The organism is Sorangium sp. So ce394, from assembly GCF_051474665.1.
GTDB classification, from domain to species: Bacteria; Myxococcota_A; Polyangia; order Polyangiales; family Polyangiaceae; genus Sorangium; species Sorangium cellulosum_D.
Genome location: NZ_CP150339.1, coordinates 58,304 through 83,040, shown reverse-complemented (window position 1 = coordinate 83,040; position 24,737 = coordinate 58,304). Strand labels below are relative to the sequence as shown.

Below are 24,737 nucleotides of genomic sequence, written 5' to 3'. Positions count from 1 at the left end.
GATCTGGCGCTCAGCGGGCAAGGGAGCTCGGGACACGGGCCCCTGTGGGGGACGAGCGACGCGGAGCATGATGGCCGGAGGGCAGGCAGGCGAGATGAAACGTCACCCCTCGAGTGAGCCTCGCCGGGGCGCATCAGGCCGGTCACGGCGCGCGCGGGCGGCGCGGCGGCGGCGCGGCGGAGCGCCAGATCAATGCCGCCCATACAGGTCGGGGGTCGAGGCGGGCTCGCGCGGCGGCGGCTTCTTGTTGGCGGACGACGCCGAAGGCGCCTTGGACCTCGAGGGCGCAGACGTGCTGGTAGGCGCCGGCGGATGTGCGCTCGGGCGGCGGGAGGCCGCGGCGGGGGCCGAGGAGGCCGGCGCCGAGGTCGCAGGCACCGCTGCGTCGCTGGGCCCCGGCGGCGCGGCGCTGGGCTCGGGCGGCGCGGCGCTGGGCCCGAGCGGCGCGGCGCTGGGCCCGAGCGGCGCGGCGCTGGGCTCGGGCGCTGTCGCGGGCGCTGCCGCGGTTAATCCGGGCGCTGCCGCGGTCGGCCCGGGCGCTGCCGACGCCTCGGAAACAGGGTCCGGAGCCGTCGCCTCCGGACCGCCTCCGCCGCGAGCGCCCAGCATGAGCCAGCTCGCGGCGCCGAGGACCCCGAGCCCGAGCACCGCCAGTCCGGCGGCGATCGGCCCTCGCATCGGCCTCACCGCCCTTGTCGGCCCCGCCGACACCGCCGCCTCGGTCTGGGTCCTCGCGAGCGTCAGCCCGTGGGAGCGCGAGTCGCGCTCCGGGTCCGGGATCGTCGCCGGCTCCGCCGCCTCGTGCGCCGGGGTCATCGCCGTGACGGCGGCGACCATCCCGGGCCGGGACGGCGTCCCGGAGATCGACCACCGTTCGCCGCCCACCGGAACGCCGAGCACCTCGCCCAGGGCCTGCACCGCCTCCACCGCCCGGCCGAACCGCGCCGCCGGCACGACGGCAGTGGCCCGCGCAAACCACGCATCGAAGCCCGGCGGCAACATCACACCTTGCGCGCGCGCGCGCTGCACCGGCGGCTCCTGGGGACCACGGACGGCCAGCAGCGCGAACGCGACCATGTCGCCGGCGCTCCTCGCCTCTTGCCTCCAGTACGGTACCCCCACGAGCAGCGTATAGGCGATCATGCCCAGAGCATAGATATCCGCGGCCCCCGTGAGCCTCGCGCCGACCTGGAACTGCTCGGGCGCCATGTAGATCGGCGTGCCGAGGTTGCGCGTGGCGCCGGCCGCGGCCGTGCTCTCGGCGATGAGCTTCGCGATGCCGAAGTCGAGGAGCTTCACGCGGACCGAGCCGTCCTCCCGCTCCGACAGGAAGATGTTTGCGGGCTTGAGGTCGCGATGCACGATGGACGCGGCGTGGGTGCGGTCGAGCGCGAGCGCCGTCTGGTGGAGGTAGGTGATCACCTCGGCGGGCGGCAGGCGGCCGACGCGCTTCAGGCGCTGGCCGAGCTCCTCGCCGCGAAGCAGCTCCATGACCAGGAAGGGCGTCCCGGTCGCCTCGTCGACGCCCGCGTCGAAGACGTCGACGATGTACTCACTCTCGACATCCGCCGCGATGCGGGCCTCGAGCTTGAAGCGCTCGCGCATCTCCTCGTCGGCGAAGATGTGCGGGTGCATGGCCTTGAGGGCCCGGCGGCGCGCCGTCTCCAGGTGCACCACCTCGTGGATGCTCCCCATTCCACCGGTAGCGATGAGGCGCACCACGCGATAGCGCCGCGCGAAGACGGTCCCCTCCGCGAGTGTGGCCGACACGGCGGGAGGCTCGCTTACCGGGCTGGCGGCGTCAAGGATCCAGGGAGCCGGCGGCCGGCCGCGAGCGAGCGCGACGGCGGTCTCCCTCGGTGCCCGCCGTCACGCATCGCCGCGCCGCGCCGCCGCGCTGCATGTGGGGCCCGGCGCGCGGCGATCGCGCGGCTGGACGGCGGGGCGCCGGCATCGCGCTCGTCGAGGAGCTCCGCGGCGCCGCTCTCCACTACAGGTCTCTCGCACACCGGACGCCGGCGTCATTTTCTCTGTCCGCCGGATCGTCCTTGATGCGGTACGAAGTAGGCAGGTACGAGGCATCGTTGACGAACGCCCCGCCCCGGACCACCCGGTCCGAGGCAGCGGCCATGTTGGCGCAATCCTCGCACTCTTCTTCGGGATAGTCGGCGTACCAGTCCAGGGCCCACTCCCACATGTTCCCCGCCAGGTCCGCCTGCCCCCATCGCCCGTCGCCCTTCGGACGGGACCCGACGGGCAGGATATCGGTGAACGCACAGTCGCTGGCCGGAGACCCGTCTCCGGTGCAGTCGTACGCCGCGTAACTCCCATCGATGGTCGTGTCCCCGGGCTCCGACCACGGATACTCTCGCTGCTGTTCACCGCCGGCCGCGGCGTAGTTCCACTCCGCCTCCGTGGGCAGCCGGCCCCCGTCCCACGCGCAGAACGCGAACGCCAGGTACCAGCTCAGGCAGTTCACCGGTAGATGCTCGTGCGCTTCGGGCACGTCCGTCCATGTCGACAAGGTCGAGTCGCACTTCAGCGCTTCCTTCAGCGCCGCCGCGTTCGCGGGCAGCCAGCTGTTGTCCCAGCCATCGTTCCACCCGCTCCCGTCGATGAGCGGGTGCTTCCCCGCGCCCGCCTTTGGCTTGCTGCCGGGATACGCCTCCACGAACTTGCGAAACCGCCCCACCGTCACCTCGAACCGATCCAGCGCGAACCCGCTCACCCTCGCCGGATATCGCTCGTCGTTGTCTCGCTTGAAGCTCCCGCCGGCCACCTCCAGGGTCGCGCAGCAGCTCTCGTCGCCCCTGGGGCCGCACGTCTCCTCCAGCCCGGCGCAGCTCGGCGGAGCGGGGCACGCCGCTCCGCTGCAAGCCCCTCCCGGACCGGTCCCGGTGGATGCTCCAGGGCCGCTCCCGCTGGGTGCTCCAGTGCCGGTCCCGCCGCCCGCTCCTTCGTGCAGGTAATAGCCGTCGTCCAGCCCCACGAGCGTCCCGCACCCGCCGGTCATGACAGCCCACGCCGCCCCTGCGCATGCCGCGAGCTTCCCTCTCGTCATGTCCTCTTTCTACCGCCCTGGCGCGGAGGCTGTCCACCGCCCCGCGTGGCCGGGAATCCGCCCCGCTGCGCCAGCCAGTCACGCGCGCCGCAGCGCGCCTCCCCGGCCCCGCGGCGACTCCCGCAGGCGCGCGGCTGGCTCACCGTCGCCACGGCGCCGCGTCCGAGGTCCGGCGCGCGTCTCCCGTGAGGTGTCGCGTCCGGCGGGGATCGTGGACGACGCGATGGCACGCTCGGCGCCCTGTCGCACCGGACCCCGGCCGCCTCGTCAGGCTGCGGATTCTCTACCCGGCGTGAACCACTGGCGTGGCCGCCGGCACGGACGGACGTCCTCACATCCCCGCGCCTCGTGGGCAAGGAGCGGGAACGTTGCAACCTGGATTCGATGCAGATTTTGGCCGTCAAAAGTCGATGGGATCGCTCCACTCGAAGTCGTCGTCATCGACCCTCTCACGGCTGGACAGATCTTGCGTGAACCGCTTCAGCGCGTCTTCAAGCGCCTCCAAATCAGTTCTACCCAGTCCCACCATCCAGTCAGGCGAGCCGTCGGGCGCCTTCAGGCATACGTTAAGACAAGCCATAAAGTCACCGCTATCTCGCTCCATGACCTTGATCTTGAACTTCGCCCCGGGAATTCGCGTATCGGTCACCTCATAAAGGCCGCAGATTCGAGCAATACACCCGGCCCCATAAAGATTGAGCTTCCTCCAATCCATGTCCCCTCTCACTGTTTACCATACGATATAATCGACCCATCCGGTGCCATGTCGATATACTTGCCATCCTTCTTGTATCGAACGACGCCGTCAATTCTTCCTCTGACGGTAGATCTTTGAGCACGCCTGAGATTGGTCGCGAAACCTTCAGCTTTCCGCAAGTACGCATCCACGGTCGACGCACCGACTTCAGCCCCGTGTTTGTTGAAGTGCCATCGGAGCGAGTCAGCGGGGGAATCAAAGCTACCCTGGTTCCACCTTCCCGTTTCGAGCGTATCCTCCGCGGCATCTCGTGACACCTCTTGCCTTGCGTTGCCACACGATCTTCTATTCCCTCCATTGCCGCTTTCAGATCTGAGGCCCCACGGATCGATTCCTACTGTCGGCGCTATACCATACTGGTGAAGATTTCGATCGCCGCGGATCCCCAGCGGATCCGGGCTACACCACCGCCCCACGTCCGGGTCGAAGTACCGGAATCGCGTATAGCACAACCCGGTTTCCTCGTCCGCGTACTGCCCCAGCAGCCGGAACGGGCTCTCCACCGACCGCGCGTGCTGCGCCCCGGGATCTCTCCAGACGTCGACCACCCGCCCCCACGCCGAGTGCGCCGCCGACCAGGCCACCCGCCCGTCCGGATTCACGAGCTCCTTCGGCATCCCGAGGTGGTCGTTCACCACCGCGAACACCTGCCCCTGCTCCGCTTGCAGCAGCGGCACGAACGTCCCCGGCTCGTTCACGAACACGCGTACACCTCGCGTCCGCTCCAGGTCCGCCGCCAGCGCATCCCCGTCCCAGACGAACTCCACCGCACGGCCCGCTGTCTCGGCTCCCGCTGGCACGACCTCCTTGCGCACCCGCCGCCCGAACGCGTCGTAGGAGAATCGCACCTGCGTCCCGTCCGGCCGCCGCACCTCGCGCAGCCGGTCGCGGCAGTCCCATGTGTACTCGGTCGCAGCCCCCTCAGCGCCCCCTGTCCGCGTCCCGAGGTCGAGCTTGACGATGCGTCGCCCCCGCTTGTCGTACGTATACTTGGATTTGCCCGTCTGCCGCAGCAGGTTCCCCGGCGCAATATCCCACTCCGGCGACGCCGCCTGCGCCCCGAGCCCTTCGACCATCTTCTGCAGCGAGCCCGCCGCGTCGTACGCGAACACCTCGCGCAGCGAGCCGCGCTGCGCTTCGAGGAGCTGGTCGATCCGGTCATACCGGTACGTGGTCGCGCCCCATCGACCCTCCTCGATCCGCGTCACGCGCCCGAGCGCGTCGTAGCTCCATTTCCGCTCGACCAGGCTCTTGGCGATCTCCGTCCCAGGGGCCGACGCCGATACTCTCTGCTCGATGAGCCGATCCATCGCGTCGTATCCGCTCTGGATCGACACCTGCTCATCCGGACGACCGCGCCAGACCTCCCGTCCGAGCACGTCGCGCTCGATCTCCATCCGGTAGCCGTCGTGCTCCACGGCGATGAGCGCATCCAGCGCATCGTACACATAGGTCGTGGTCGCGCCGTTCGGCAGCACCCGCTGGGCCCGCCGCCCGAGCGCGTCGTACTCGAACCGCACCGCTTTGTCTCCCTGCCACTCTGTCACGATCCGCCCGAGCTTGTCTCGCTCGAACATCGTGACGATCTTGCGCTCCCCCTCCTCCACGACCGCCGTGGTCAGCCGCCCGAGCGCGTCGCGCAAATAGGTCGTTATCCCGTCCGTCGACTGCTCGAACACCACATTGCCCAGCCGATCGTGGTTGAACGCCCGGAAGCTCCCGTCCGGATAGTCGATGCGCGACAGATTTCCGGCCTTCGAGTAGTCGTACTTCAGCGTCCTCCCGTCAAATGTCAGCTCCTCTACGACGCGAGCTGCAACATCGTACGTGAAGGCATACACCTCTCCACGCGAATTCTCGATCTCCCGGAGCCGCTCCATGGACGTGTACCGGAACGACCATGTGTGCCCATCTGACTGCGTTATACGCGTGAGCACCCCCGTGCCGGCGTACTCCATCGCCGTCACATGTCCGAGGGCGTCCGTGACGCGTGTGACGTTGCCCTGCGCGTCGTAGGCTTGCCGCGCGACGGTTCCATCTGGGCGATGGATCTCGATGGGCCTTCCTAGCCGATCGTAAGCAAGCCGCGTCACCCTCCCGAGCGCGTCCGTCATCGACACGGGCCGTCCGAGCGCGTCGTATTCGAACGTGGTCCGCGCTCCGCGCGCGTCCGTCTCTGCGATCACATTGTGCCGGGCGTCGTATTCATACCGCATGACCGGCCCGTCAGGTCCCTCGATCGAGCACAGGAGCCCTCGACCGTCGTACGATAGCTTGTACGTCACGCCCGTCGGGTACTGGATCTCGATGAGTTTCCCGCGCGCGTCGTGCGTATAACGCGTCTCAAGGCCATCGGGCCCCGTACGCTGGACGGGGAGATCCCCCTCGTAAGTCCACGCCGTCACATTCCCTGCCGGATCCACGACCCGCACGAGGTTGCCGCGCTCATCGCGCTCGAAACGCGTCGTGTTCCCCGCGCCGTCGCGCTCCTCGACGAGGAAGCCATCCTCGTCGTACTCCCGCTCCTCCAAGACGACGCCCGTCGTCGTCTCCTCGCGCGTGACGAGCCCCTCGTCGTTCCATGTATAGATCTTCGGCTCCTCGCTCTCCGCCCTCGTCGTCTGCGTCCGCTCGTCGGCGTAGAGCTCCACCTCGTGCAGCCCGTCGGGTCCCCACGTCCGCACGCACCGCCCGGTCTCATCGTCATAAGCGTACTGAAATCGCGCGCCACTCTTGCGCCGCACGGCGATCATTTGATCCGCGCCGTCATACTCGTACTCCTCGGCGTTCCCGAGCGCATCGACAACGGCGGATAGATTCCCGCCCTTCGAATACCGGTACTCCACTGATTGTTCGATGTGTCCGTCAACGCAAACGTCGAGCCGCACGAGCCGGCCGCGGTCCCACCTGACGAGGACCTCACGCCCGGTCGTGTCGACCACGCGTGAGAGCAATTCATCGTCGTATTCGAGCGTGATCGCGTTACCGTTCGCGTCCTCGATCGAGCGGAGCAGCGCCTTACGCCCCGGGCCGGCGAAGACGCGGGCGATGCGGCTTTCCAGGTCGTAAACGCGATAGCTCCCGTCGCGGCCGACGCGGAGCTCGAGCCGCTCACCGCGGTGAAACGTTGCCTCGCCGGCGCCTACCTTATCGAAATAGAGCCATCGACCTTCGCCATCGTGCAGGTCGAGCGTCTCCTCGCCCTCCTCGATCCACTCCTCGAGACTGTGGGCCCATCCCGGCCCCAGCGCCGCGTCGCGGTCGCCACAGCACGAAGAAGCATATTGGCGTTCGATGACGAGCGGAATGATGCCGGGCAACGAGATATCTGTCGCCTGATTGACGACCTCGCCTGTCGCCACGTCGACGGGATCTCCTACGCACTTTTGGTCGCGCGCCGGCTTCTTTGACGGGTTCTTGCGTTTCTTTGGGCCCTTCGGGCGCCCTTTCCCGCCACCCGCTTTGCTTCCCTTGCCGGGGGTCCCTTTGACCACGACCCCGTTGTTGCCCTTCTTCTTCGGCTTCTTCGCACCTCCGCCGGCGGCGTCGTCAGCGCCCTTCTTGCCCGCCTTCTCGGCGCCCTCTTTCCCCGCCTTCTCGGCGCCCTCTTTCCCCGCCTTCTCGGCGCCCTCTTTCCCCGCCTTCTCCGCTCCCTCTTTCCCCGCCTTCTCCGCTCCCTCTTTCCCCGCCTTCTCCGCCCCCTCTTTCCCCGCCTTCTCCGCTCCCTCTTTCCCCGCCTTCTCCGCCCCCTCTTTCCCCGCCTTCTCCGCCCCCTCTTTCCCCGCCTGCTCCGCCCCCTGCTTCCCCAGCTGCTCCGCCCCCTGCTTCCCGACCTGCTGCGCGGCCTCTTGCGCCCCCTCCTTGCCGACCGCTTCCGCAACGGCCTTGCCCGCCTTTGCGGCCAGCCTCCCCCCCGTCGCCGCCGCGCCCCCGAAGGGGATCATCCCCGCCGCGGAGATGGCCGCGTTCAGATAGTCGCCTTCCGCGAGGTAGATGGCCGCGTTGAGCCCGTCGGCGATCTCCCCGAGGCCCGGGATGAAGCCGACGATATCGAGCCCGGTGTGGACCCAGTCCGAGGCCTTCTCCCACCAGCTCTTCTCGGCCTCCTCGCGCATCTTGTTAAGATCCACGAGCGGCCCTGCATAAGGTGCCAACCCGTGGGCCATGAACACTGCCTTGCCGAACGTGTTCTCCGGCCCGTCCGGGCCCGCACAGTTCATCGCGTACAGCGATGTGTGATAGGTGACGTTGGCCCCTCCCGCGTGGACGGTCGTGCTGTGCGTGACCGGCCGGCAGTACCCCAGGTTCACGCCGCTCTTGACGCCGCCGCCCGTCCCCGGCTCGTCGCCCTGGACGGTGGTGATCCGGCTCGCCATCGTCGCGGTGTCGAACGTCCCGAGCCTCACCGTGGTCGCCTCGTCCACGCCGGCGGCCAGGCAGGCGCGGATCTGGTACGGCACCGGCTTCATCTCGTCGCCGATGGGCGTCTTGCAGACATCCGGCTCGATGCAGACGACCCACGCGTTGCCCGTCTTGCAGAGCCCTTCATTCTCGGCCACGAGTCGTCCCTCCCGGCGCCGCCATGCACGCCTCGAGCGCCTCAATCCTGCGTCTCTTGCTGTACGCGCCGCGCCACGTCATGAACAGGCGCCCCTCCGGCACGTCGATCATCAGCGTGTCGAGGAGCATCGGGACCACCGCGCGCGAGCCCGTCTCGAGCAGCGCCAGCAACCCGAGCTCGTACCCCGGGAGCCGGAGCTCGAGCGCCCCGTCCGGGTGCATGTTCTCGAGGACGATCTCCTCGTTGCCGCGAAGATATCCCGGATAAACGAGATCCGGATGAGCGCTGTTGTAGAACCGGTAATCGAAATCGAGCGGCGCGTGCGGCCAGCGCTCCGCCTGCCACGCCTCGTCGTAGGTCCCGGCGTACCCGCGCCGCGGCAGCCAGACGCCCGGGATCGGGCCGAGCCCCTCCGGCTTGTGGGGCCGGCCGAGCTCGGTGACGGGGTCGTCGGGCGACTCGATCTGCGGCGCCTCGAACGTGACGTCGCTCGGCGTCTTCCCCTCGGGGAGATAGCCCTTCCCGACGGGGTTTTGCTCGAACGCGTGGCGGGCCCCCCACGCGTCCTGGAAGGTCCCGCCGAACGCGTGCTCGTACCGGATGGGCACCTCGCGGCAAGGCTCGGGGTCGGTGAGGCGGTACTCGTCGCCTTCGCGCACCCAGCGCCGCGGTCCTGTCACGCGGAGCGTCTTGTCCACCTTGCCGACGCGCGCGCGGACGAACCACGCCGGCGCGGGCCAGCCCCCCGGCGCGTGCGCCGTAGCGTTGATGTGGATGTCGCTCCGCTGCTTGAACGGCGCGAGATCGCCCTCCATGCGCAGGCTCGACGAGCCCGCGTCCCCGTGGAACACGTCCCCTCCGGACACCTCCGGTTGCTCAGGATCGAGCTGCGCGACGCCTCCAGGGACGATGCGGAACGCCCCGCGCAGCACGAACACGCCGAACTCGCGCCCCTGCGGATCGACGCTGTCGAAGAGAAAAGGCCAGAAACGAGTGTAGTTCCGTACGATCATGGCAGCGCCCGTCCAGCGGCGGATCAGTTGAGGTCGATGTACTCGCCGTCGATGTCCACCACCCCCGACGCCGCGATCAAGACCGTATCCCCGTTGACCTCCACCGCCGCGGCGTCCACGGTCGCGCGCTGGCCCGCCTTGACCTCCACGACGGCGCCCGCCGTGGTCGTGATCGTCACGCCCGCCGCGTTCGCGATCGTCACGCCCGCCGACGTCTGGATCGTCGAGCCGGCGGTGATCTGGATGTTCGCGCCCGCGCTCATGCTGATGTTCGCGCCCGCGCTGATCGACACGCTCCCCTCGGCCGTCAGGCTCACGTCCGGCCCTTTCATCGTAAGCGTGGACCGCCCCGTCGTCTGCGAGATGAACTGATCCGTCATCACCGTCCCGGTGGGCGGGATCTTCGGCGGCGGCTCGGCGGGTTGCTCGATCGTGACCGTGTGCTTCTTGCCCACGAGCGTCGAGTCCTGGACGCCGATCGCCGCGGCCCGATCCTTCCCGACCGTGATCGTCTGGTTGTTCCCAACCGCGATCGTCTGGTCGTTCCCCACCGTGATCGCCTCGTCGTGCCCGACCGTGCGCGTCCGATCGACGCCCGTCGTCTCCGTCTCGTTGTTCTTGACGAGCTTGTTCAGGTCCTTCTGCGCCTGGACATTGACGAGCTCCCTCCCCGCCGCGTCCTCGAACATGATCTCGTTGTAGCCGCCCGTCCCGCCCGTGGAGTTGCTCCTCCACCCGCTCTGCGTCTTGTTGTCAGGCAGCTTGTACGGCACCTTCTGCAGGTTCGTGTACACCCGTCCCACGATGACCGGCCGGTCCGGGTCCCCGCTCAGGAAGTCCACCAGGACCTCCTGCCCGACGCGCGGCAAGGTCACCCCGCCGTACCCGGCGCCTCCCCACGACTGGCTCACGTGGATCCAGCACGAGCTGCTGTCGTCCATCTGGCTCTCGCGGTCCCAGTGGAAATGCACCCGGACCCGCCCGAACTCGTCCGTGTGGATCTCCTCCCCGGGCGGCCCCACCACGGTCGCGCTCTCGACCCCGTTCACCTTCGGCTTCGGCGTCACGAGCTCCGGCCGGAAGGGGATGTCCGTCCCCCGCGCCTTGCACCGGTGCGACCACTCGCCGTGATGGGTCCCGCTCATCGACGACTCGACGACGAGCAGCGTCCGGCTCTCGGCGAGCGCCTCGTGCGGATGCCCCGCGATGCTCACCACGCTCCCTGGCGCGAGGTCATGGGCGTTCGTCTCGAAGGTGCACACCTTGGCGCTGCCGCGCTTCGCGTCGAGCCGCCGCTGCGCCAGGCTCGCCGCCTCCTTCTCGTCGGTGCGCGCCTTGCCCTTGTCGTCGGCGCTCGGCGTCGCGTCCCCCTGATCCGTGCCGAAGAGGAACGCGCCCGGCGTGTACTGGTAGCGCTCGAGCTTCGCCTCGAGCCCCTGCCCGCCCGACGCGCTGCCCACGAGCTTGTAGCCCGGCGGCCGGCGATAGTCGTGGTCCCGCAGCGTGTATTTCCCCGGCCGCACGCGCTTGCCCATCCGGACGTCGGTCACGAACGAGATGCCGTGGCTGCGCAAGAGGCTCGCGTCGTCCAGGAACATCAGCGGCGCCCCGCGCTTCACGTTCGCGTGCGGCGCGTCCGACAGGACGAGCTTCGTCTCGTCCCCGCTCTGCTCGAACGCGTACGCGATGCCCGCGTCCTCGAGCATCCGGCTCACGAACGCGAAGTCCGACTCCGCGTATTGCACGCGGTATTTCCGCTTCTTGTAGGCGCCGCCGTCGATCCGCACCTCGGGCTCGATGCCCCACTCCTGGAGCACCTTGAGCGCGATGTCCGGCTCGGAGGTGTGCTGGAACATGCGGTAGTTCTTCCGCTGCGTGAGGAGCCACATCGTCGGCACGACGGTGAGCTGGTAGGTCGAGAGCCCGCCCGGCTCGACCCGCACCTGCTCGAGGTGGTTGCAGAGGCCCGACCAGGACCTGTCGTGCGCGCCCGCGCGCAGCGTGAAGCGCGCCGGCTGGCCCACGACGGCGTCGAAGTCGATGCTGGCGTTGTCCGAGACCGCGACCAGGTTGACCTCGAACAGGGACGAGAGCCGCTCTTGTACGGAGAAGTTGCGCACGTCGAGCGCGTCGCCCGAAGCGACCTCGACCTCGAGGTTCTTTCCGCCGATGCGGCTCGCGGCGGCGCCGGCCGCCTTGCCGACGCCCTTGGCCGAACCACCAGCGGTCACCTGCGAGGGATCCTCACCATGGCTTTTCACGAACGTCATCCTCGCGCCCTCCTGCGCTCCGGCCCGCTCCGTCTGCTCGCGAGCGTCCAAGGCTCCTGTCGAACCAGGCAAGTCGAATCATGGCTGGGAATACGCCGGGGAGCGTCTCACGAGATCTGGTGTACTGTCCAGGGCCTGCTGTGCAGGCGAACGGCGCTGGATGGCCGTGCGCGGTCCGTTCGGCGTAGAGGGTCGGCGTCGAGGGTCGTTGGACGCGAGGCGATGCCAGGGTGTGCGCACTGCGCCGCTCCGTGGACGATGGCGGGGCGGAAGCACCACATCATCGAATCTGCAAAATTACACCATGCCACGCACAAAGCTCGCGCGTGGCAGCGAGAATGGCGCCCTGCGGCCACGATGCCACACCCCTCGCGTCCCCTCCGGGGGACGACGCACGAGGAGGCGACGTGTAGAATTTCAAGTCTTAAAGTTACGGGTCGATCCTCGTACGCTCGCGTCCGATGGACGTGGTGTCGCTGTGCCCGCTGCCGGCGTCGGGGTTCGTCTGGCAGTCGCAGGACGGGAGGGCTGCGCAGACCGTCGTCGCGAAAGCGACGTTCGTGCTCGTGCCTGGGAGGTCGTATCTCGCGGCGGAGCAGCAGGCGCCGAACGAGGAGGACAAGCACTGGAACGACGATCCGGCGCGCAGCGTCGTCGCGCCGAGCGACAGGGTGCCCTACAAACCGCGCGCCGACGTGATGCTCGTCGGGCACGCGTACGCTCCGGGCAAGCGTCCCATGCGATCGATGATGGTCCGCGTGGCGGTCGGAGACATCGACAAGTCGATCGAGGTGTGGTGCGACCGGGCCTTCCGGGTGCGAGACGGCCAGCTCCTCGAAGGACAGGGCTTCACGAAGATGCCTCTCTGCTGGGAGCGCGCCGCCGGCGGCCCCGACACGAGCAACCCGGTCGGCGTGCGGTTCGACGCGCCCCCGGACATGTATGGCAGGGTCACGGTCCCGAACCTCCAGCCGCCCGGGATGCATGTGGTCAATCCGTCGGACACGTTCGCGCCGGTGTGCTTCGCCCCGATCGGGCGGAGCTGGCCAGGGCGAACATCGTGGCTCGGACATCTGGCCGGGAAGTTCCCGCAGCCCGGATGGGAAGAGCGGCCGCTGCCGGAGGGGCTCGATCCCGTGTACTTCCTGGCGGCGCCCCTGGACCAGCAGGTGGAGCAGATCCGACCCAACGAGCACATCATCCTCGAGAACCTGAGCCCCGATCACGCCCGCCTGGTGACGAACCTGCCGGGCGTCCGGCCGAGGGCGGTCGCGCACCGGGCCACGGGGGAGCACGAGGAGGTGGCGCTCGTCGCGGACACGCTGTGGATCGACGCCGATCGTGGGCTGTGCACGGTGGTCTGGCGGGGAAGGATCGGGCTCAGGCATCCGAACGAGGCGGGGCGCATCACGGTGACGCTCGAGGGCGACGCCGGCGGCCGGGTCTCCGGCGACGAGGCGAAGCCGTCCCCGCCGGAGGCCAGGGGCGCGGCGGAGAAGCGCGGGGTGGAAGAGGACGCGGAGGGGACGCTCCAGCTGGGGGACAAGGTCAGCGCGGCGGTGGCGCCGGTGATGCCGTTCCAGGGCGGGGGCGAGCCGCGGCAGGCGCCCGCGCCGCCGGCGTCGAGGCCGGGGGACGCCGCGTTGCCGTTCCGGCCGGGTGGTCCCCCGCCGCACACCGCCGAGCCGGCGCCGCCGCCTGCGCCGCCCGCCGTGAGCCCGGCGCCCCCGCCGCTCGTGGTGCTGCCGCCGCCGGCGGAGCCGATCGCCCGGCCTGCGACGGCGGGGCCGTGGAGCCGGCTGGAGGCGGGCGGGAGGCCTTCCATCGGACAGTCCGTCGTGGAATCCATGGCGGGATCGAGCCCTGGCTCGAGGAGCCCCGCGTCGCCGCCGGCGGAGCCGACCCCCGCGGCGGCCGCGCCCGCGCCCGCGCCCGCGCCGAGGCGCAGCGGGCGTGAGATCGTCGATCTGCTCTGGTTCAGCCCCGCGGCGATGCCGAGGATCCGGAAGCACCCGGCGTGGAAGGAGATCCTCGCGGACGTGAAGCCGCGGCCCGACGACGAGGAGCTCGACGACGACATGCCGCCGGGCAAGCGGCCGTCGGCGAAGGATCGCCGGGACGTGCTGGCGATCCTCGCGCGCGGGCAGCCGATGCGGGTGGAGGACCTGGAGCAGGCGATGATGGAGGCCGTGGGCGAGGACGGGGCGTTCGTGCCGCCGCTCGTGCTGGTCGCCGGGGAGCTGGAGCTCCCGTTCGATGAGGTGGAGACGCTGAAGGCGCTGGTGGCCGCGGCGAGCCCGCTCGTGATGGCGGACAAGAAGCTGAAGGAAACGGTGGAGGCGATCCACGACGTCTTCAAGATGCCCTGGGTGCAGGGGGCGACGAGCGTGGTGGAGGGGCTGACGGGGCAGCTGCGCGAGGCGCTGGGTCAGAATCGCGTGGTCCCGGCGAGGACGATCGAGGCGCACGCGGAGCGGGCGCTGCTCGAGCACAGGCATTTTCAGAAAAGGCTGGTGATGGGGCAGATGAGATTGCGGGCGCTGCTCTCTTCCACCGGAGGTCACGTGAAGGTGCCTGTGTACTGGCCTGAGGCGGTGGGGAAGGAATTGCCGGGTCTCCAAAGAATGCAAGTGAGAATGATCGCCGCGCTCGGAATGCGCACCGAGCACCAGGAGAGCGCTGGCGTCGCGCTGCGGGCTTGCTCGGTCGCGAGGCGCGGAGCTCTTTGAGTCGCGCGCGTGGGCGGACCGGCGCGGCGCGCGTCCCGTTGCGGCGTTCCCGGCGCCGCGCGCCGCGCGCCGCGCGCCGGCCGCGGAATCCCTGGACGCGCCCCGGGCCAGGGTGGCCCGCGGGTTGCTCCCCTCCCGGTGCGGGACAGACCGCGCGGGAGGGGTTCAGTCATGCGGAAGTGCGTGCGCGATTCGGTGGTCGTCATCACCGGGGCTTCGTCGGGGATCGGCAGGGCGGCGGCGCTCGCGTTCGCGCGGCGCGGCGCGCGGGTGGTCGTCGCCGCGCGGAACGCGTCGGCCCTCGAGGAGGTCGCCGCCGAGTGCGCCAGCGCCGGGGCGCGGGCGCTCGCCGTCCCGACGGACGTGCGGGACGAGTGCGCCGTCCGGGCCCTCGCCCGCGCCGCGGTCGAGGTGTTCGGCAGGATCGACGTCTGGGTGAACAACGCCGCGGTGTTCCTCTACGCGCGCGCCGACGAGGCGCCCTACGAGACCTACCGCCAGGTCATCGAGACGAACCTGCTCGGCTACGTGCACGGGGCGCGGGCCGCGCTGCCCTATTTCCGCGCGCAAGGCGCCGGCGTGCTCGTCAACAACGTCTCCGCGCTCGGCAAGTTCGGCGGGCCCACGATGAGCGCCTACGTGAGCGCCAAATTCGGGGTCCTCGGCCTCGCGTCCTGCCTGAGGCAGGAGCTCGTCAACACCCCGGACATCCACGTCTGCTCCCTCTTGCCCGCGGCGGTCGACACCCCGATCTACCAGCACGCCGGCAACTACACCGGCCGCGCCGTCCAGCCGATCCAGCCGGTCCTCGACCCCGAGCGGGTCGCGGCCGCGATGGTCTCCCTCGCCGAGCGGCCGCGGCGCGAGGTGCACGTCGGCGTCGGCGGCCGCGTCACCGCCGCGGCGTACACCGCCTTCCCGGGCCTCACCGAGCGGGTGCTGGCGGCGTACATCACGAGCGCGACCTTCCTGGATCGCGCCGCGCCGCACACCGACGGCAACATCTTCTCGCCCATGAAGCGCTGGACCGGCGTGACCGGCGGGTGGCGCGCGGCCTCGCGCCTCGCCGCGCTCCTCGACACGGCGAGGGCCGCCGCCCGGCTCGCGCTCGAGATCCCGTCCGCGGCGCTCGAGCGCCTCAAGCCACGGTGAGCTCGCCGATCTGGCACCCTCCGTACGCGATCTCCCATCGGTCCTGACGCGCCGTCGTCCCCGGGGTGCCTCCCAACCTCGGGGATTCTGTGACGCGTTCTCCACCGTCGGTCGGCATGCTGCGCGCCGACCAACGATTCACTGAGAATCAAGGAGGCGCAACGATGAGCCGTTATGTGGCGCGCACGCTCCGAAGCGATGACTTTTCGACGCTGATGGACCTCGAGGCGGCGCTCTTCGGAAGCGCGGGCGAGGGCGAGCTCGGGCGGTATTACATCCGTCTTTGCTGCGATTTCTTCAAGGACTCTTGCTTCATGGTCGAGGCCGCGGGCAAGCCCGCGGGCTACCTGCTCTCCTTCGCGCGCGGCAAGGAGGTCTATTGCACGACCCTCGCCGTCCTGCCCGAGTACCAGGGCTCCCGCGCCACGCACACGCTGCTCCGGGCGTTCGTCGGGTCGATCCTCGGCTGGGCGGAGTCGTGCTGGTTCACCGTCGAGGAGGACAACCACGCCGCGCGGGCGCTCCACGCCATGCTCGGCGCCAAGGAGATCGAGGTCCGCCCCGACTTCTACGGCACCGGACACCCGCGCATCATCTCGCGCATCGATCGCGACGCGTTCATGGCGCTCCGGGCCCGCTTCGAGCGGGTCGGGCTCGTCGATCGCGCCGCCGAGGCGAGGGAGCCGCGCGCGGCGGACGGCGGCATCGCCGCGGTGGCCTGAGGCGGACGGACCTCATGACGACCACCGCTCCGCTGGACGCCGCCCGCCGCCCCGGGGCGGCGGGCGACTGGCCGTGGACCGAGGCGCTCTCCGTCGTCAGCCGGGTCTCCGGCGTGATGGGGCTCGCGCTCGACACCGTGTTCCGGACCAGCCTCTTGCCCGAGCTGCCCGCCTCGCGCGACCGCGAGCGGGCGCGCCTCCTGCACGCGATCGCCGGGGAGCTCTGCGCGCTGCACGCCCTGCGCGTCCGCGTGACCGGCGCGCTCCCCGCGCCGCCGTTCGTGATCGTGGCCAACCACGTCAGCTACCTCGACCCGATCGCCCTCGCCTCGCTCACCCCCTGCACCGCCATCGCCAAGCAGGAGATCGGCGGCTGGCCGATCGTCGGCGAGCGCGCGCGCGATCTCGGCGTGCTGCTCGTCGACCGGCGGCGCCCGGCGAGCGGGGCGCGCGTGCTCCGGTCGGCGCTCCGCGCCCTCTGCCACGGCGTCCCGGTGCTGAATTTCCCGGAGGGCTCCACGACGCGCGGCGAGGAGGTCCTCCCCTTCCGCAAAGGCATCTTCGGCCTCGCCCGGATCGCGGGCGTCCCCATCGTGCCTGCGGCGATCACCTACGATGCCCCGGAGCTCTGCTGGGCGGGCGACGACACCTTCGTCCCCCATTATCTCCGCTTCTCCAGCCGCCGCGAGGCGAGCGCTCACATCACCTTCGGCCCCCCGCTCGGCGATCACGGCGGCGCGGCCGAGCTCGCGGAGCGCGCCCGCGCCGTGATCCTGGACCTCTTGAGCCTTTAGGAGATCTCATGTCGCAACAACGAGCCGCCGCGTACCTGCGGCACGGGCAGACTCCCTTCTTCCGCCTCCCGACCGCGAGCTTCCAGGAAGCCGGCGCGTCGGCCTACGCCGGCGCCGACGCCGTGCTCCTCGGCGTCCCGTGGGACGGGAGCGTCACCTACCGCCCGGGCGCCCGGTTCGCGCCCTACGAGCTGCGCCGCGTGAGCGCCCTCGTGCAGTCCTATCACCCCGGCCACGGCGTCGACGTGTTCCGCGCGCTCCGCGTGCTCGACGGCGGCAACGTGCCATTTCCCCCGTTCCACGCCGAGTCCGTGCGCGAGCTGGTCCAGGCCTCGGTCGACGAGGTGCTCGCCGCCGGCGCGGTGCCGTTCGTCGTCGGCGGCGACCACTCCATCGCGCTCCCGGTGCTCCGCGCGCTCGCGCGACGGCACGGCCCCGTCACGGTCGTCCACGTGGACGCCCACCTCGACACGAGCACGGCGGAGGTGTGGGGCGAGCCGTTCCACCACGGCACGCCGTTCCGCAACGCCATCGACGAGGGGCTGATCGGCCGGGGCGCGCTCCACCAGATCGGCATCCGCGCGACCTGGGGCCACCCGGAGGAGGGCGCCTTCGCGGCGCACGCCGGGGCGACCCTGTACGGCATGGACCGGATCGACCGGGACGGCGCCTCCACGATCGCGGCCGCCATCCGCGCCGCCGCCGGCGACGCGCCCGTCTACCTCTCGTTCGACATCGACGGCATCGACCCCGCCTACGCCCCGGGCACCGGCACGCCCGTGCCCGGCGGGCTCACCTCGCGCGACGCGATCCAGCTGCTCCGCGGCCTCGCGGGGATCAACCTCGTCGGCATGGATCTCGTCGAGGTGTGCCCCGCGCTCGACCACGCCGACATCACCCTTCACCTCGGCGCGCACCTCCTGTTCGAGGGCCTCGCCCTGCTCGCGACGAGGAAGGCCAACCGGCCGCTCGGGTGACGCACACCTGATCTCGGCGAGCGCGGACGCGGACGGCGGACGTGAAGACGACGAGAGAAATGCCGCCCCGCCGCGCCGCGCGGCGCCTCAATCCGCTGGCGCCCATCGCCATTCCGGTGTCACATAAGAGACACTGGGATGACACGCTCGCCCGATCTTTCCGGTCGTTACGCCGATCTCCCGCAGCTCGACGCCGCCTGGTCGCGCCTCGCGCGCGCGCACGGCGGACATGAAATGACGGTGGGGACGTCCTCCCAGGGACGACCGTTGCGGCGGTATGACTTCGGCAACCCGCTGGGCCCGACGTTCCTGCTGACGTCGCTCATGCACGGGGTCGAGGTGATCGGCGGGCTCGCGCTGCTCGACGCGGTCCGGTCGCTCCTCTCGGGCGGCCGGGGCAGCATCGCCGCGCACGCGCGGCTGGTCGTGATGCCGGTGGTCAACCCCGACGCGTTCGCCGACAACCTGGAGCGCCTCCGCGGCGAGAGATGGGCGTCGCAGCGGTGCAATGCCCGCGGCGTGGATCTGAACCGGAATTTCGCGCCGCTGTCCGCGTCGCGGCCGCTGCACCCGTTCGCGGGGTCGCGGCTCCGGTGGTCGCCGCATTACACCGGGCCGCACGCGTTCTCGGAGCCCGAGTCGCGCGCGCTGCGCGACGTCGCGCTGGAGACGCGGCCCGCGCTCGCGCTCGGCTTTCACAGCTGCGGCAACCTCCTGCTCTACCCCTGGGCGCACACCGGCGCGCCGAACCCGCGCGCCTCGCTGTACCGCGCGCTCGGCGACGCCTTCTGCCGCGCGCTGCCGCGCGAGCCGTACGAGATCCGGCAGGCGGCGCACTGGTACCCCACGGTCGGCGACATGGACGACTGGCTCGACGCCAACCTGGGGACGCTCGCCTTCACCGTGGAGGTCAGCCGCCCCGCGCGCTCGTTCCGCGATTTCCGCCGGCTGCTCAATCCGTTCTGGTGGCTCAACCCGCTCGAGGCCGACGCGGCGATCGAGAACGTCGTCCCCGGCGTGGGCGCGCTCCTCGGCGACGCGCTCGACCGCGGCGTGGGTCGGGCGGCCCCGCACGCGCCGCCGCGCCTCGAGGAGCCGCCGGCGGAGCTGTTCGCCGACGCCGCCGAGTGATGCGCCCGCGCGCGCGGCCGCCACCCGGCTGACCGCCGCCCACACCGGCCGGACGCCGGCGGACAAAAAGTGCCAGTCTCGCACGCGGCATCCACTATCCTTCGCGTGTGGACGCTGACTCGCCCCGCCTGCCGACGACCGTCAGGGTCAGCCTTAGCGCGGCGGAGCGCGCGCCCGGCGCGGACGAGTCCGACATCTGGCAGCACGAGGCCGACGAGATCGTCGACGGCAAGTACCGGCTGGTCCGGCCGCTCGGGCGCGGGGGCATGGCCGAGGTCTGGCTCGCGGTCCACGTCACGCTCAAGACCGAGCTCGCCATCAAGTTCCTCAGCGTCTCGCTGACCGGCGACCCCACGCGGAGCCGGACCGTCCTGGAGCGGTTCCGGTTCGAGGCCCAGATCTCGGCCCGCCTGGGCGCGCGCACGCGGCACATCGTCGCCGTCCACGACGCGGGCGTGCACGACGACATCCCGTATCTCGTGATGGAGTACATCCGGGGTCGGACGCTGTTCGCCGAGGTGCGCGAGAAGGGGCCGATCGAGCCGCGGCGCTTCGCGGACATGCTCGATCAGATCGCGGACGCGCTCACCGTCGCGCACGACATGGGCATCGTGCACCGCGACCTGAAGCCCTCCAACGTGATGATCCTCGACGATCCCGGCGCGGAGCTCACGGTGAAGGTCGCCGATTTCGGCATCGCCAAGGCGCTGCACGGCGATCTCGGCCTCGATCGGCCGCGCGAGACGGAGGCCGACGTCATGCTGGGCTCGCCGAACTACATGAGCCCGGAGCAGCTCTCCTCGCCGCTCGCGGTCGACGCGCGGGCCGACGTGTGGGCGCTCGGCGTCCTCGCCTATGAGGTGCTGACCGACTGGCCGCCGTTCCAGGGCAACACCATCGCCGAGCTCATCGTGGCGGTCAGCACCCGCGATTTCGAGCCGGCCACCGAGGTCCGGCGGTCGCTCCCCCGGGGGCTCGACGGCTGGTTCTCGCGCGCCCTCGCGAAGGAGCCGGTGCGGCGGTTCACCTCGATCCGCGAGATGGTCCGGGCCTACCGCGACGCGCTCGCGGCACCGCCGCCCGCGCCCGTGAAGGCCTCGCCGGCGCGGCGGCCGGCGGCGCTCGTCGCCGTGGCGGTCGCCTCCCTGGGCACGCTCGCGGGCGCCACCGCGCTCGCGTGGCGCCTGCTCGGCGGCCCGCGCGCCGAGCCGGAGGCGGCGCGGCACCTGTCCCCCGGCGTGCGCGGCGCGCTCCAGGAGCTCGCGCTGCGCCCGCCCCCGCCCCCGCCGCCCGCCGCGACGGCGCCGCCGGTCGCCGTCGCCCCGGCGGGCGAGCCCGCGGGCGAGCCCGCGCCCTCCGCCGCGGCGACCGCGTCCGCGCGGCCGCGCGGGGTCCAGCCGCGTCCTGGGGCGGAAGGCGGCGCTCCCCGCGCCACCGCGACCGCCAAGCCCGCGCCGCCCACCGTTCCCCGGCGCCGCAAGGAGATCGACAAGAGTGAGATCCTTTGAGCGACAGCTCATCACGCTGTGCGGCGCCGCCTTGCTCGCGGCCGCGCCGGCGCCGGCCCTCGCCATCGGCGCCGAGGAGGACGCGAAGACGCTGTTCGCGCGCGGGCGCGAGCTGCGGAGCGCCGGCCAGTGCGAGCAGGCGGTCATCGCCTTCCGGAGCGCGCTGGAGATCTACCCGGAGGGGCTCGGCGCGCTGCGGAACATCGCCGAGTGCGAGGAGGAGATGGGCCGCTACGCCTCGGCGCGGCGCGACTGGTGGGATCTCCGGCGCGCCGCGCTCCAGTCGAACGAAGCGAAGTACGCCGGGTGGAGCGAGGACGCCGAGCTCCGGTACCGGGCGCTCGGCAACAAGGTCGGGACGTTGACCGTCCGCCTGCACGGCGCCGAGGGGCGGTCGCCGGTGCAGGTGGTGCTGGACGGCAAGCCGCTCGATCCGAGGCTCCTCGGCGTCGCGCTCGAGCGCGATCTCGGCGCCCACACGGTCGAGCTCTTCTACGGCGGCGCCGCGCCGATCCTGGAGCGCGTCGAGCTCACGCCGGGCGCGAGCCGGGACGTGACGCTCACCGTGCCCGCGCCGCTCCCGGCGCGCGACGCGCGCCCCCCGGACACCGCGCCCGCGCCGCCGTCGTCCAGCGGCGTCCGCACGGGCGGCTACATCGCGCTCGGCGTGGGCGGCGCGGGCGCGATCGCGACCGCGGTGGCGCTCGCCGTGCGCGCCAGCGCGCTGTCCAAGGTCGAGGACGGGTGCTCCCCAGCCGGCGGCGGGGGCTACGTGTGCCCACGATCGCTGCAGGGGGACTACGACAGGGGGAAGACCGCCACGACGCTCGCGGGCGTCTTCGCCGGCGTCGGGCTGGTCGGCATCGGCGCCGGCGTCACGCTGCTCCTGCTGAGCCCCTCCGAGGCCGCCTCGCCGGCGCCTGGCAAGCCTCCCGTGGCGGAGCTCTCCCTCACGCCGTCGCCGGCCGGCCTCGGCTCCCGCCTCCTCGTGCGCTTCTGATCGGGTCAGGCGCGCGCCTTGCCTGATCTCGCCGCGAACCCGGGCTGCGGCCCAGGTTGCGAGGAGGGGTGTCATGACGATGCTCGAACCGATCTCCGAGGTGCCGCCGCTGGCCGAGCGCGACCAGGCCGGGGCGGGCAGAACAGCGGGCAGGGCGGAGCGCCTGGTCTCCACGATCGGCGGCAGCGCCCTCGTGGCGTACGGGCTCGCCCGCCGCAGCGTGCCCGGCCTGGTCCTCGCGCTCGCGGGCGGGGCGCTGATCCAGCACGGCGTCTCGGGCCGCCGCGGCGCCGCGGGCGCGCCCGACGATCGCGCTCCACCCCGCGCGCGGCTCCTGCGCGCCGGCCAGCGCGTCGGCCGCCTGTTCGGCGCGCTGGCCCCGGCGTCGACGCGCGTCGCGCGCGCCGTGACCGTCGCGAAGCCCGCGGACGAGCTCTACAGATTCTGGCGCAATTTCGGGAACTTACCGCGCTTCATGGAGCACCTCGCCGAGGTCGAGGTCATCGACGATCGCCGCTCGCGGTGGGCGGCGAGGGCGCCCGGCGGCGGCTCGGTGTCGTGGCGGGCCGAGATCGTCGAGGACCGGGAGAACGAGCTCATCGCGTGGCGCTCCTGCGAGCCGGCGGACATCGAGAACGCGGGCTCGGTCCGGTTCGTCCCGGCGCCGGGCGGCCGCGGCACCGAGGTCCGCGTGACGATCGACTACAAGGCGCCGGCCGGCGCGCTCGGCCGGGCGATCGCGAAGGTCTTCGGCGAGGAGCCGGATCAGCAGCTCAGGGACGACCTCCGCCACTTCAAGCAGCTGATGGAGGCCGGGGAGATACCGACGATCGACGGACAGCCCAGCGGCCGGAGATCGGCCGTGCTGGGCGGGGCCGTGCTGGGGAGGTGAGGCCATGCGCGCGCTCTGCTGGAACGGGGTGAACGATCTCCGCGTCGAGACGGTGCCGGATCCGCGGATCCTCGCCCCGCACGACGCCATCCTCCGCGTGCGGATGTCGTCCGTATGCGGATCGGATCTGCACCTCATCGACGGCTATGTGCCCACGATGAAGAAGGGGGACATCCTCGGGCACGAGTTCGTCGGCGAGGTCGTCGAGGTCGGCCCGGACGTGAGCAAGCTGAAGAAGGGCGACCGCGTCGTCGTCTGCTCGATCGTCGGCTGCGGGCATTGCTTTTATTGCGAGCACGCGCTCTGGTCGCTCTGCGACAACTCGAACCCGAGCCACGCCGTGCTCGACGCGGCCTTTGGCGACACGACCGCCGCCATCTTCGGCTATAGCCACGCCTTTGGCGGCATCGCCGGCAGCCATGCCGAGTACGTGCGCGTCCCGTTCGCCGATCAGGGCGCCTTCCAGGTCCCCGAGGCGGTCCCGGACGACCGCGCGGTGTTCGCGGCCGACGCCTTGCCGACGGGCTACATGGCCGCGGACATGTGCGGTATCCGCCCCGGCGACGTGATCGCGGTGTGGGGGGCCGGCGGCGTAGGACAGATGGCGATCCTCAGCGCGTACCTGCTCGGCGCGGAGCGGGTCATCGCCATCGACCGGCTCCCCGAGCGCCTCCGGCTGGCCAGCGAGCGCGGCCGCGCCGAGGTGCTCAATTACGAGGAGGTGGACGTCCGCGAGGCGCTCCGCGACATGACGGGGGGCCGCGGCCCCGACGCCTGCATCGACGCGGTCGGCATGGAGGCGCACGGGCGAGGCCTCGAGTACGCCTACGACCGCGCCAAGCAGGCGATGCGGCTCGAGACCGATCGCCCGATCGCGCTGCGCCAGGCGATCATGGCGTGCCGCAAGGGCGGCACGGTGTCGATCGTCGGCGTCTACGGCGGGCATATCGACAAGTTCCCGATGGGCGCCGCGATGAACAAGGGCCTGGTCTTCCGGATGGGCCAGCAGCACGGCCAGCGCTACATCCCGCGCCTGCTCGAGCACCTCGAGCGCGGCGAGATCGATCCCTCTTTCCTCGTGACGCACCCGATGAGCCTCGAGGAGGGGCCGCGCGGATACCAGCTCTTCAAGAAGAAGCAGGATGGCTGCGTGCGCGCCGTCTTCACGCCGGCGGCGAGCGCCTGAGTCGGCGCTGCCGTCGCGGGCGACGGCGCGATCGACGCCGCGACGGTGGACCTGCGGGCCGGCGAGCGCGGCCTCTGCGCGGCGCCGGCCGAGCGCATCTGCGCAGGGGCGGCCGGGAACGGATCTCGCTCGTAGCGACGGAAGGAGCGCGCGGCGCTGAGCTTGTCTTTCCGCCCCAGGGCGCTACCCCTTGATGAGGCGGGGGCGCGCGCAGACGGCGAGGTCGAGATGAGCTCACGACGAAACAAGATCCTTGGTTCGGTGGCAGGGAGCGGCGCGGTCGCCGTCCGCGGGGCGGCCGAGGCGCTGTTCTCGGCGGCGGGCAAGGGGCTGCTCGACGAGGGCGCGCGGGAGGGCCTGCGGCGCGCGATGGTCGAGAACACCACGGCGGTCGTGGACGCGTTCGCGCCGGGGCTCTCGGTGGGGGCGCAGGCGACGGCGAAGATCATCGTGGATCACGGCGGGAAGCAGGCGGGGGCGCTCGTCGCTCAGGCGGCGGCGCGGCAGGCCGGCCAGGCGGCGCTCACCGACGGCGCGTCGGCCGCGGTGGCCAAGACGCTGACCCGCGAGGTGATGAAGACCGCGGGCCGGGAGATCCTGAAGGGCGCCGGCAAGGCGGCCGGGATCGGGTTCGTCATCGACGGCGCCTTCGGCGCGTACGAGGGGGTCACGGCCTTCCAGCGCGGCGAGATGACGAGGCAGGAGGCGATGGTGCACGCGGCCCAGGAGGCCTCGACGGGCGCGGTGGCGACCGGCGCCGGCGTGCTGCTCGCGGCGGGCCTCGTCGCGGTCACCGGCGGCGCTGCGGCGCCGCTCGTCTTCGCGGTGGGCGCCGGCGGCGCGATCGGCGCGAAGCAGGTCCTGCGGCGGCTCGTGGGCCGCGTTTCCTCGAAGATCCTGGTCCGTCCCGTTCCCGACGGAAGCCAAGCGGGGTGACACCGCGCCGCGGCATGCGTGCCGGCGAGCTTGTCGCGGCCTCGAGGC

General features: G+C 71.3%; 17 protein-coding genes. 11 read left to right on the top strand and 6 right to left on the bottom strand.

The features are described from left to right. Positions 1 to 189: 189 nt before the first annotated feature. From WMF33_RS00290 to WMF33_RS00265, 6 genes are all read right to left on the bottom strand, one after another. Positions 190 to 1,770, bottom strand: coding sequence for a protein kinase domain-containing protein (locus WMF33_RS00290; protein WP_437335248.1), 1,581 nt, complete (start codon positions 1,768 to 1,770; stop codon positions 190 to 192). Positions 1,771 to 1,990: 220 nt separating this feature from the next. Beyond that, a complete protein-coding gene (locus WMF33_RS00285) occupies positions 1,991 to 3,061 on the bottom strand; it encodes a formylglycine-generating enzyme family protein (RefSeq protein WP_437335247.1) in 1,071 nt (356 codons plus the stop codon). A 400-nt stretch (positions 3,062 to 3,461) separates the two neighbouring features. Further along, positions 3,462 to 3,776, bottom strand: coding sequence for a hypothetical protein (locus WMF33_RS00280; RefSeq protein ID WP_437335246.1), 315 nt, complete (start codon positions 3,774 to 3,776; stop codon positions 3,462 to 3,464). A gap of 8 nt (positions 3,777 to 3,784) precedes the next feature. Beyond that, a complete protein-coding gene (locus WMF33_RS00275) occupies positions 3,785 to 8,377 on the bottom strand; it encodes a PAAR-like domain-containing protein (RefSeq protein WP_437335245.1) in 4,593 nt (1,530 codons plus the stop codon). Continuing rightward, positions 8,364 to 9,392, bottom strand: coding sequence for a DUF2169 family type VI secretion system accessory protein (locus tag WMF33_RS00270; RefSeq protein ID WP_437335244.1), 1,029 nt, complete (start codon positions 9,390 to 9,392; stop codon positions 8,364 to 8,366). Before WMF33_RS00270 ends, WMF33_RS00275 begins: the two co-directional genes overlap by 14 nt. Positions 9,393 to 9,415: 23 nt before the next feature. Next, on the bottom strand, positions 9,416 to 11,662 hold the full coding sequence (locus WMF33_RS00265) for a type VI secretion system Vgr family protein (protein ID WP_437335243.1): 2,247 nt from the start codon (positions 11,660 to 11,662) through the stop codon (positions 9,416 to 9,418). A gap of 461 nt (positions 11,663 to 12,123) precedes the next feature. Between WMF33_RS00265 and WMF33_RS00260 the strand changes: the two genes are divergently transcribed. The 11 genes from WMF33_RS00260 (at position 12,124) to WMF33_RS00210 (ending at position 24,689) form a co-directional block, all read left to right on the top strand. After that, a complete protein-coding gene (locus WMF33_RS00260) occupies positions 12,124 to 14,391 on the top strand; it encodes a DUF2169 family type VI secretion system accessory protein (protein ID WP_437335242.1) in 2,268 nt (755 codons plus the stop codon). Positions 14,392 to 14,562: 171 nt separating this feature from the next. Next, positions 14,563 to 15,543 carry an SDR family oxidoreductase gene (locus WMF33_RS00255; protein ID WP_061622094.1) on the top strand — a complete coding sequence of 327 codons (981 nt, stop codon included), beginning with the start codon at positions 14,563 to 14,565 and terminating at the stop codon, positions 15,541 to 15,543. 164 nt (positions 15,544 to 15,707) lie between these two features. Then, positions 15,708 to 16,265 carry a GNAT family N-acetyltransferase gene (locus WMF33_RS00250; protein WP_061622093.1) on the top strand — a complete coding sequence of 186 codons (558 nt, stop codon included), beginning with the start codon at positions 15,708 to 15,710 and terminating at the stop codon, positions 16,263 to 16,265. A 14-nt stretch (positions 16,266 to 16,279) separates the two neighbouring features. Next, on the top strand, positions 16,280 to 17,059 hold the full coding sequence (locus WMF33_RS00245; protein WP_437335241.1) for a lysophospholipid acyltransferase family protein: 780 nt from the start codon (positions 16,280 to 16,282) through the stop codon (positions 17,057 to 17,059). 8 nt (positions 17,060 to 17,067) lie between these two features. Next, positions 17,068 to 18,036, top strand: coding sequence for an agmatinase (gene speB / locus WMF33_RS00240; protein ID WP_437335240.1), 969 nt, complete (start codon positions 17,068 to 17,070; stop codon positions 18,034 to 18,036). A gap of 138 nt (positions 18,037 to 18,174) precedes the next feature. Further along, a complete protein-coding gene (locus WMF33_RS00235; protein ID WP_437335239.1) occupies positions 18,175 to 19,167 on the top strand; it encodes a M14 family metallopeptidase in 993 nt (330 codons plus the stop codon). A 107-nt stretch (positions 19,168 to 19,274) separates the two neighbouring features. Continuing rightward, complete coding sequence (locus tag WMF33_RS00230; RefSeq protein WP_437335238.1) at positions 19,275 to 20,675, top strand: serine/threonine-protein kinase; 1,401 nt, start codon at positions 19,275 to 19,277, stop codon at positions 20,673 to 20,675. Next, positions 20,662 to 21,675: a tetratricopeptide repeat protein gene (locus WMF33_RS00225; RefSeq protein ID WP_437335237.1), complete on the top strand. Its 1,014-nt coding sequence runs from the start codon at positions 20,662 to 20,664 to the stop codon at positions 21,673 to 21,675. Before WMF33_RS00230 ends, WMF33_RS00225 begins: the two co-directional genes overlap by 14 nt. A 73-nt stretch (positions 21,676 to 21,748) precedes the next feature. Further along, positions 21,749 to 22,567, top strand: coding sequence for an SRPBCC family protein (locus tag WMF33_RS00220; protein WP_437335236.1), 819 nt, complete (start codon positions 21,749 to 21,751; stop codon positions 22,565 to 22,567). Between the two features lie 4 nt (positions 22,568 to 22,571). Beyond that, positions 22,572 to 23,753, top strand: a complete 1,182-nt coding sequence (locus WMF33_RS00215; protein WP_437335235.1) for a zinc-dependent alcohol dehydrogenase — start codon at positions 22,572 to 22,574, stop codon at positions 23,751 to 23,753. 228 nt (positions 23,754 to 23,981) lie between these two features. Continuing rightward, on the top strand, positions 23,982 to 24,689 hold the full coding sequence (locus WMF33_RS00210; RefSeq protein ID WP_437335234.1) for a hypothetical protein: 708 nt from the start codon (positions 23,982 to 23,984) through the stop codon (positions 24,687 to 24,689). Positions 24,690 to 24,737: the final 48 nt, after the last annotated feature.

Coding starts and splice junctions, on each gene's coding strand:
- WMF33_RS00285 (WP_437335247.1), bottom strand. CDS start 3,061: ATGACGAGAGGGAAGCTCGCGGCATGCGCAGGGGCGGCGTGGGCTGTC.
- WMF33_RS00280 (WP_437335246.1), bottom strand. CDS start 3,776: ATGGATTGGAGGAAGCTCAATCTTTATGGGGCCGGGTGTATTGCTCGA.
- WMF33_RS00270 (WP_437335244.1), bottom strand. CDS start 9,392: ATGATCGTACGGAACTACACTCGTTTCTGGCCTTTTCTCTTCGACAGC.
- WMF33_RS00265 (WP_437335243.1), bottom strand. CDS start 11,662: ATGACGTTCGTGAAAAGCCATGGTGAGGATCCCTCGCAGGTGACCGCT.
- WMF33_RS00260 (WP_437335242.1), top strand. CDS start 12,124: ATGGACGTGGTGTCGCTGTGCCCGCTGCCGGCGTCGGGGTTCGTCTGG.
- WMF33_RS00255 (WP_061622094.1), top strand. CDS start 14,563: ATGCGGAAGTGCGTGCGCGATTCGGTGGTCGTCATCACCGGGGCTTCG.
- WMF33_RS00250 (WP_061622093.1), top strand. CDS start 15,708: ATGAGCCGTTATGTGGCGCGCACGCTCCGAAGCGATGACTTTTCGACG.
- WMF33_RS00245 (WP_437335241.1), top strand. CDS start 16,280: ATGACGACCACCGCTCCGCTGGACGCCGCCCGCCGCCCCGGGGCGGCG.
- speB (WP_437335240.1), top strand. CDS start 17,068: ATGTCGCAACAACGAGCCGCCGCGTACCTGCGGCACGGGCAGACTCCC.
- WMF33_RS00235 (WP_437335239.1), top strand. CDS start 18,175: ATGACACGCTCGCCCGATCTTTCCGGTCGTTACGCCGATCTCCCGCAG.
- WMF33_RS00220 (WP_437335236.1), top strand. CDS start 21,749: ATGACGATGCTCGAACCGATCTCCGAGGTGCCGCCGCTGGCCGAGCGC.
- WMF33_RS00215 (WP_437335235.1), top strand. CDS start 22,572: ATGCGCGCGCTCTGCTGGAACGGGGTGAACGATCTCCGCGTCGAGACG.
- WMF33_RS00210 (WP_437335234.1), top strand. CDS start 23,982: ATGAGCTCACGACGAAACAAGATCCTTGGTTCGGTGGCAGGGAGCGGC.